This is a genomic window from Streptomyces sp. NPDC055506, from assembly GCF_053643595.1.
The window spans coordinates 1-7505 of the sequence record NZ_JBSHKH010000217.1; the positions used below are offsets into that span (position 1 = coordinate 1).

Annotated in this window: 7 protein-coding genes; 6 read left to right on the plus strand and 1 reads right to left on the minus strand. The window is 67.8% G+C overall.

Features of this window, described 5'->3' with window-relative positions; translation table 11 throughout:
• Positions 1–254 precede the first annotated feature (254 nt).
• Positions 255–833, plus strand: coding sequence for a hypothetical protein (locus ACWIF2_RS39305; RefSeq protein ID WP_454366334.1), 579 nt, complete (start codon positions 255–257; stop codon positions 831–833).
• Positions 834–892: 59 nt separating this feature from the next.
• Here ACWIF2_RS39305 and ACWIF2_RS39310 read toward each other — a convergent pair whose 3' ends face one another.
• A complete protein-coding gene (locus ACWIF2_RS39310; protein ID WP_454366336.1) occupies positions 893–1198 on the minus strand; it encodes a ferredoxin in 306 nt (101 codons plus the stop codon).
• Positions 1199–1444: 246 nt separating this feature from the next.
• Here ACWIF2_RS39310 and arc point away from each other — a divergent pair, with 246 nt between their 5' ends.
• From arc to prcA, 5 genes are all read left to right on the plus strand, one after another.
• Positions 1445–3211: a proteasome ATPase gene (gene arc, locus ACWIF2_RS39315; RefSeq protein ID WP_189726579.1), complete on the plus strand. Its 1767-nt coding sequence runs from the start codon at positions 1445–1447 to the stop codon at positions 3209–3211.
• A 234-nt stretch (positions 3212–3445) separates the two neighbouring features.
• Positions 3446–4957: a depupylase/deamidase Dop gene (gene dop, locus ACWIF2_RS39320; protein WP_382497845.1), complete on the plus strand. Its 1512-nt coding sequence runs from the start codon at positions 3446–3448 to the stop codon at positions 4955–4957.
• Positions 4958–5135: 178 nt separating this feature from the next.
• Positions 5136–5354, plus strand: a complete 219-nt coding sequence (locus ACWIF2_RS39325; RefSeq protein WP_019757212.1) for a ubiquitin-like protein Pup — start codon at positions 5136–5138, stop codon at positions 5352–5354.
• Between the two features lie 359 nt (positions 5355–5713).
• Positions 5714–6559: a proteasome subunit beta gene (gene prcB / locus ACWIF2_RS39330; protein WP_454366339.1), complete on the plus strand. Its 846-nt coding sequence runs from the start codon at positions 5714–5716 to the stop codon at positions 6557–6559.
• A gap of 60 nt (positions 6560–6619) precedes the next feature.
• Entirely contained in the window at positions 6620–7375 is a 756-nt protein-coding gene (gene prcA / locus ACWIF2_RS39335) for a proteasome subunit alpha (protein WP_454366341.1), read from the plus strand.
• The last annotated feature ends 130 nt before the right edge of the window (positions 7376–7505 follow it).

Sequence of the window (7505 nt, forward strand, 5' to 3'; positions counted from 1 at the left end):
CCCCTGGTGGCCGCCGCGGGTGGACCACGGCGCTCATCGGTTGACCTGACAGAAACACGACCGCGGCCCGCCCTGTAGACGCGATGCGCGCGGCAGCGGCCTGTGCCGAATCCGGCCCGCTGACACAGCGGCAGGAACCGTAACTCTTCTGACTTCCCCGGCACAGGACGCGCACACCCCGCCGTTCCCAGGTGGTGTGACGTGTGGCACCATCTTGGCCATCCCACCGGCACAGCCCTCAGGAGACACTCCTAGTGCAGCCTTCCGCCGTCCCGGAGCTCGCCCACACCCACACCCGTCCCATCCACTGGCTCGCCACTGCCACGGCCGTCGCCGGCGTGATGGCCCTCTCCTCGTTCCTGCAGCCGGGTGCGGCGACAGCGGCCCAGGCGGCCGCCCCCGAGACCGGAAGCGCTCCGGCGGCCGTCGCTCCGCCCGACCCGGCAGCGGTGACGTTCCCCATCGAGTGCGGCCCGGTGAAGGCCGTGGTGAAGAAGCGTGCTTCCGGGGACCTCGACGGCGACGGCTCCCCGGAGACGGTCGCCGTGGTCCACTGCGACTCCCCGATGGGCACCCCGCCGGACGGCGTCTACGTGCTCACCCGGGACGGCGACGGCGGCAAGCCGCGCGTGGTGGCGACCCTGCTCGCCCCCAAGGGCGGCAACACCGTCAGTAACTTCGCCGTACGTCAGGGCGCCGTCACGGCCACCCTCTTCGGCTACTCGTCGGCCGACGTGCCGCGTTGCTGTCCCGACGTGAAGAGCGACGTGAAATGGCGTTGGCAGAACGGCGCGTTCGTCCGCTCGACCCCCTCCGGTGCTCGCAGCGTGTGAGGCCTGTGCACCGGTGTGTGTGAGATATCAGACAGTAGTGACGGAGCGTACGGAAAAAGTCACTCCGCGTCGGGGCCGTAGACCTCGGCCCTGTCCGAAACTCGACGCACGTGGATGCACTCGCCCGGACACTCCTTGGCGGAGTCGACCACGTCCGTGAGAAGCGGCAGCGGTACGGGCGTTGTGGCGCCCTTGTCCTGGAGCAGCTCGTCGTCGGCGCCCTTCACATAGGCCAGACCGTCGATGTCCAGCTCGAACACCTCGGGCGCGTACTGGGCGCAGATGCCGTCGCCGGTACACAGGTCCTGGTCGATCCAGACCTCCAGAGCCTCGCTGTCGACCCCGGCCTCCTGCTGCACGCTCATGTCTCCTGCCGTTTCATGCGTCGAGCCGTATCGGGAATCCGGCCAGCTCTGACGGGTGTTGAACACTTCGACCCTACCTCCGGCTGGGTTCCATTCATGTTCGGTGGGTATTCCCCTGGCGTGAGGGAGAGCGCAAGGGTGAAGATCGGACACACCCCGACAGTCTTTGTGATCTAGGGGTTTCAATCGACACCCGCCCAGGTAGGGTCTGGAAGCGTCCAGCTCCCCTTGGAGGAGGTGAGGACCGTGGCAGCCCACGACGACGACATGAACCGCGGCATCCGCCCGGGACGCGGGTCCGACGACCCGGCCGGGCAGATCGCCTACCTTGAGCAGGAGATCGCCGTCCTGCGGCGCAAGCTCGCCGACTCTCCGCGACACACGAGGATTCTCGAAGAGCGGATCGTCGAGCTGCAGACCAATCTGGCCGGCGTGTCCGCGCAGAACGAGCGACTCGCCAACACGCTCCGTGAGGCCCGTGACCAGATCGTGGCCCTCAAGGAGGAGGTCGACCGGCTCGCGCAGCCGCCGGCCGGCTTCGGGGTCTTCCTGCAGGCGAACGAGGACGGCACCGCCGACATCTTCACCGGCGGCCGCAAGCTCAGGGTGAACGTCAGCCCCAGCGTCGAGCTCGACGAGCTCCGGCGCGGCCAGGAATTGATGCTCAACGAAGCGCTCAACGTGGTCGAGGCCATGGAGTACGAGAGCGTCGGAGACATCGTCACCCTCAAGGAGATCCTCGAGGACGGCGAGCGGGCCCTGGTGCTCGGGCACACCGACGAGGAGCGGGTGGTGCGGCTCGCCGAGCCGCTGCTGGACGTCACCATCCGCCCCGGCGACGCCCTCCTGCTCGAACCCCGCTCCGGCTACGTCTACGAGGTCGTGCCGAAGAGCGAGGTCGAGGAGCTCGTCCTCGAAGAGGTCCCCGACATCGGCTACGAGCAGATCGGCGGACTCGGCGGCCAGATCGAGGCCATCCGCGACGCTGTCGAGCTCCCGTATCTCTACCCGGACCTGTTCAAGGAGCACGAACTGCGGCCGCCGAAGGGCGTCCTGCTGTACGGGCCCCCCGGCTGCGGCAAGACCCTGATCGCCAAGGCCGTGGCCAACTCGCTCGCCAAGAAGGTCGCCGAGGTGACCGGCCAGGCTCAGGGCAAGAGCTTCTTCCTCAACATCAAGGGCCCCGAGCTCCTGAACAAGTACGTCGGTGAGACGGAGCGGCAGATCCGCCTCGTCTTCCAGCGGGCCCGTGAGAAGGCCAGCGAGGGCACCCCCGTCATCGTCTTCTTCGACGAGATGGAGTCCCTCTTCCGCACCCGTGGCTCCGGTGTCAGCTCGGACGTGGAGAACACCATCGTCCCGCAGCTGCTCGCCGAGATCGACGGCGTGGAGGGCCTGCAGAACGTGGTCGTGATCGGTGCCTCCAACCGTGAGGACATGATCGACCCCGCCATCCTGCGGCCCGGCCGGCTCGACGTGAAGATCAAGATCGAGCGTCCGGACGCCGAGGCGGCCAAGGACATCTTCGGCAAGTACCTCACCGAGCGCCTCCCGCTGCACGGCGACGACCTCGCCGAGCACGGCGACTCCAAGGCGTCCACGGTCCAGAGCATGATCCAGACGGCCGTGGAACAGATGTACGCCGAATCCGAGGAGAACCGCTTCCTGGAGGTCACCTACGCCAATGGTGACAAGGAAGTCCTCTACTTCAAGGACTTCAATTCCGGCGCCATGATCGAGAACATCGTGGGCCGTGCCAAGAAGATGGCGATCAAGGACTTCCTCGAGAAGAACCAGAAGGGTCTCCGCGTCTCCCACCTCCTCCAGGCCTGCGTGGACGAGTTCAAGGAGAACGAGGACCTGCCCAACACCACCAACCCGGACGACTGGGCCCGGATCTCCGGAAAGAAGGGCGAGCGGATCGTGTACATCCGTACGCTCATCACCGGAAAGCAGGGCGCGGACACCGGACGCTCCATCGACACGGTGGCGAACACCGGTCAGTACCTGTAAAAGGCAGGGCGGCTGCGGGTGCCCTCGGCGGGTACCCGCAGCCGACTGTTTTTCAGGCCACGGCTGGAGCAACGCAATGACGCAAATGATCTCCCCACCAGCGCAAAGGCGTTCTAGGCTCTTCCGTACCGCCGAGTCGCGCAGTGCGGGGACGGGCACCGCACACGCAACCGAGCGCCAGCGGTATCTGAGTGGCGCCCACGACCGAGGGTGCCGCCGGGCAAGGAGGGCCGCATGACCGTACGGCGAGTAATGGGCATCGAGACGGAGTACGGGATCTCCGTCCCCGGCCACCCCAACGCCAATGCCATGCTCACCTCGTCCCAGATCGTGAACGCCTACGCGGCTGCGATGCACCGGGCCCGCCGGGCTCGCTGGGACTTCGAGGAGGAGAACCCGCTGCGGGACGCGCGAGGCTTCGACCTCGCCCGCGAGGCCGCCGACTCCAGCCAGCTCACCGACGAGGACATCGGCCTGGCCAACGTGATCCTCACCAACGGTGCGCGGCTCTACGTCGACCACGCGCACCCCGAGTACAGCGCCCCCGAGGTGACCAACCCCCGGGACGCCGTCCTGTGGGACAAGGCCGGCGAGCGGATCATGGCCGAGGCCGCGGAGCGGGCCGCACAGCTGCCCGGTGCCCAGCCGATCCACCTGTACAAGAACAACACCGACAACAAGGGCGCGTCCTACGGCACGCACGAGAACTACCTGATGAAGCGGGAGACCCCCTTCTCGGACATCGTGCGCCATCTGACGCCGTTCTTCGTCTCCCGTCAGGTCTTCACCGGAGCGGGCCGCGTCGGCATCGGCCAGGACGGGCACGAGCACGGCTTCCAGCTCAGTCAGCGGGCCGACTACTTCGAGGTGGAGGTCGGCCTCGAGACGACGCTCAAACGCCCGATCATCAACACCCGCGACGAGCCGCACGCGGACGCCGAGAAGTACCGCCGCCTGCATGTGATCATCGGCGACGCGAACCTCTCGGAGATCTCGACGTATCTGAAGCTGGGTACGACGGCTCTCGTCCTGTCGATGATCGAGGACGGCTTCATCGCGGTGGACCTGGCCGTCGACCAGCCGGTTCGTACGCTGCACCAGGTCTCGCACGACCCGTCGCTCAAGCGTCTGGTCACACTCCGCAGCGGCCGGACGCTCACCGCGGTCCAGCTGCAGATGGAGTACTACGAGCTCGCCCGCAAGTACGTGGAGGAGCGGTTCGGGGCCGACGTCGACGACCAGACCAAGGACGTCCTGTCGCGGTGGGAGGACACCCTCACCCGTCTGGAGCACGACCCGATGAGCCTGGCCGGCGAGCTGGACTGGGTCGCCAAGCGGGAGCTCATGGAGGGCTACCGGCGACGGGACAGTCTCGACTGGGACGCGGCGCGGCTGCACCTGGTCGACCTGCAGTACGCCGACGTGCGGCCCGAGAAGGGCCTGTACAACCGTCTGGTGGCCCGCGGGCGCATGAAGCGGCTGCTGACCGAGGCGGACATCGAGCGGGCCCGTACGGCGCCGCCTGAGGACACCCGCGCGTACTTCCGCGGGCGCTGCCTGGAGCAGTACGCGGACGACGTCGCGGCGGCCTCCTGGGACTCGGTGATCTTCGATCTGCCGGGCCGCGACTCCCTGCAGCGCGTTCCAACCCTGGAACCGCTTCGCGGAACGCGTAATCACGTCAAGGAGCTCCTGGACCGCTGCCGCACGGCGGAAGACCTGGTCAGGGTCCTGTCCGGCGGATGATCGCGTTCAGTGGGTACTCGGGAGGAGACGGCCGGACGGGGTGGAAAATCCCAGGTCCGGGAATCATCGAGGTGGTCCCCGTACGTTGGAGCAACTGCGGGGCCATTGTCAGACCCGGCGAGTAGGGTCTGATCTTGACCGAGCAACTGTGTCGGGCGAACCGAGCGGGGTGAGGGATATGGCGACCAAGGACACCGGCGGCGGACAGCAGAAGGCCACCCGGTCCACCGAGGAGGTCGAGGAGCAGGCGGCGGAGACGCAGGCTTCGGAGGACCTCAAGGAGCGTCAGGAGAAGCTGAGCGACGACGTGGACTCGGTTCTGGACGAGATCGACGACGTCCTCGAGGAGAACGCCGAGGACTTCGTGCGCTCCTTCGTTCAAAAGGGTGGCCAGTAAGGCGCCTTTGCCTTCATTCCGAAGGTGAACGGGTGCGGGTGACGGACGGGCGGAGCGCGGAGCGCTGTGCGCGGGGCAGTGAGTGACATGACGCCTCCGTGTGCGGCGCTCCGGGCGTCGGTGGCGTCCGGAGCCAGGGTGCCCGGCCGGTCTTGCGCGGCCGGCAAGCGGCCGGTCGTGCGCGGCCGGCAAGTACGGCGTCGATCCGGTGGAGTTGGTCCCGCCGGACATGTGGATCACCGCCGAAGGACGGGTAGGGTCCGAGGCATACCGTGCCCCCGGTCGCAACCGGACCGGGGTTGTTCCAAGGATTGGCCCGACGTCACAGGGCGGGCTGTCGCATACGTGGAAGGAATCGCGTGGAAGCCAACACTCGTAGCACCGGGCGTCTACCAGCTGCCTTCCTGACGCCAGGGTCCTCCTCCTTCATGGACTTCCTGTCCGAGCACCAGCCGGAGATCCTGCCCGGCAACCGGCAACTGCCTCCCACCCAGGGTGTGATCGAGGCGCCGCACGGGACCACGATCGTCGCCGTGACGTTCCCCGGAGGCGTCGTGCTGGCCGGTGACCGCCGGGCGACGATGGGCAACGTCATCGCGCAGCGGGACATCGAGAAGGTCTTCCCGGCCGACGAGTACTCCGCGGTGGGCATCGCCGGTACGGCGGGTCTGGCCGTGGAGATGGTGAAGCTGTTCCAGCTGGAGCTGGAGCACTTCGAGAAGGTCGAAGGCGCGCAGCTGTCCCTGGAGGGCAAGGCGAACCGGCTGTCGACCATGATCCGCTCCAACCTCGGCATGGCCATGCAGGGCCTCGCCGTGGTGCCGCTGTTCGCCGGGTACGACGTGGGCCGCGACCGGGGCCGGATCTTCTCGTACGACGTGACGGGCGGCCGCTCCGAGGAAACGAACTTCGCGGCCACCGGCTCGGGCTCGATCTTCGCGCGCGGCGCCATGAAGAAGCTCTTCCGCGACGACCTGAGCGAGGAAGAGGCCACGACCCTGGTCGTCCAGGCCCTGTACGACGCGGCCGACGACGACTCGGCGACGGGCGGTCCCGATGTCGCCCGCCGGATCTACCCGATCGTCACCGTGATCACCGAGGACGGCTTTCGCCGGCTCGCCGAGGAGGAGTCCTCCGAGATCGCCCGCTCGATCCTGGCCCGGCGCCTGGAGCAGCCGGACGGCCCGCGGGCCGCGCTGCTCTAGACAGCGGCCGTTTCTTGTCAAGGTGATCCAGTGACATCCACAGAAAGGGACGGATAACCGGTGTCGACGCCGTTCTATGTTTCACCTCAGCAGCAGATGGCCGACCGGGCGGAGTACGCCCGCAAGGGCATCGCCCGTGGCCGCAGCCTGGTCGTGCTGCAGTTCGCCGACGGCATCGTGTTCGTCGGCGAGAACCCGTCCCGTGCGTTGCACAAGTTCAGCGAGATCTACGACCGGATCGGTTTCGCGGCCGCCGGCAAGTACAACGAGTACGAGAACCTGCGGATCGGTGGGGTGCGGTACGCCGACCTGCGGGGTTACACCTACGATCGCGATGACGTGACGGCGCGTGGTCTGGCCAACGTCTACGCGCAGACCCTGGGCACGATCTTCTCCTCGGCGGCCGAGAAGCCGTACGAGGTGGAGCTGGTGGTCGCCGAGGTGGGGGAGACCCCGGAAGGTGACCAGCTCTACCGTCTCCCGCACGACGGCTCGATCGTGGACGAGCACGGCTCGGTCGCGGTGGGGGGCAACGCGGAGCAGATCAGCAGCTACCTGGACCAGCGCCACCGGGACGGTATGACGCTGGCCGAGGCCCTGAAGCTGGCGGTGCAGGCGCTGTCGCGTGACACCAACGGCAGTGAGCGGGAGATTCCCGCGGAGCGGCTGGAGGTGGCGGTGCTGGACCGTACGCGGCCGCAGAAGCGCAAGTTCAAGCGGATCGGTGGGCGTCAGCTGGCTCGGCTGCTGGGGGCGGCGGAAGGGGTCGGGGGCGCGGAGGACACGGCGTCCGAGGATGCCGAGGACGCCGAGTAGCTCGGCACGATCGTCGTACCGCGCGTCCTGGCCGCTGTTGTGGTGGCCGGGGCGCGCGGTTTCGTGTACCTGCGGGCGCGTAGCGCCATCTCGCCGGGTGGTGGGTCGGGGCCGCGCCGGGGGGTGTCCG

Excerpts from the sequence above, each read along its gene's own strand:
- ACWIF2_RS39310 (WP_454366336.1), bottom strand. The coding sequence starts at position 1,198 with ATGAGCGTGCAGCAGGAGGCCGGGGTCGACAGCGAGGCTCTGGAGGTC.
- dop (WP_382497845.1), top strand. The coding sequence starts at position 3,446 with ATGACCGTACGGCGAGTAATGGGCATCGAGACGGAGTACGGGATCTCC.
- ACWIF2_RS39325 (WP_019757212.1), top strand. The coding sequence starts at position 5,136 with ATGGCGACCAAGGACACCGGCGGCGGACAGCAGAAGGCCACCCGGTCC.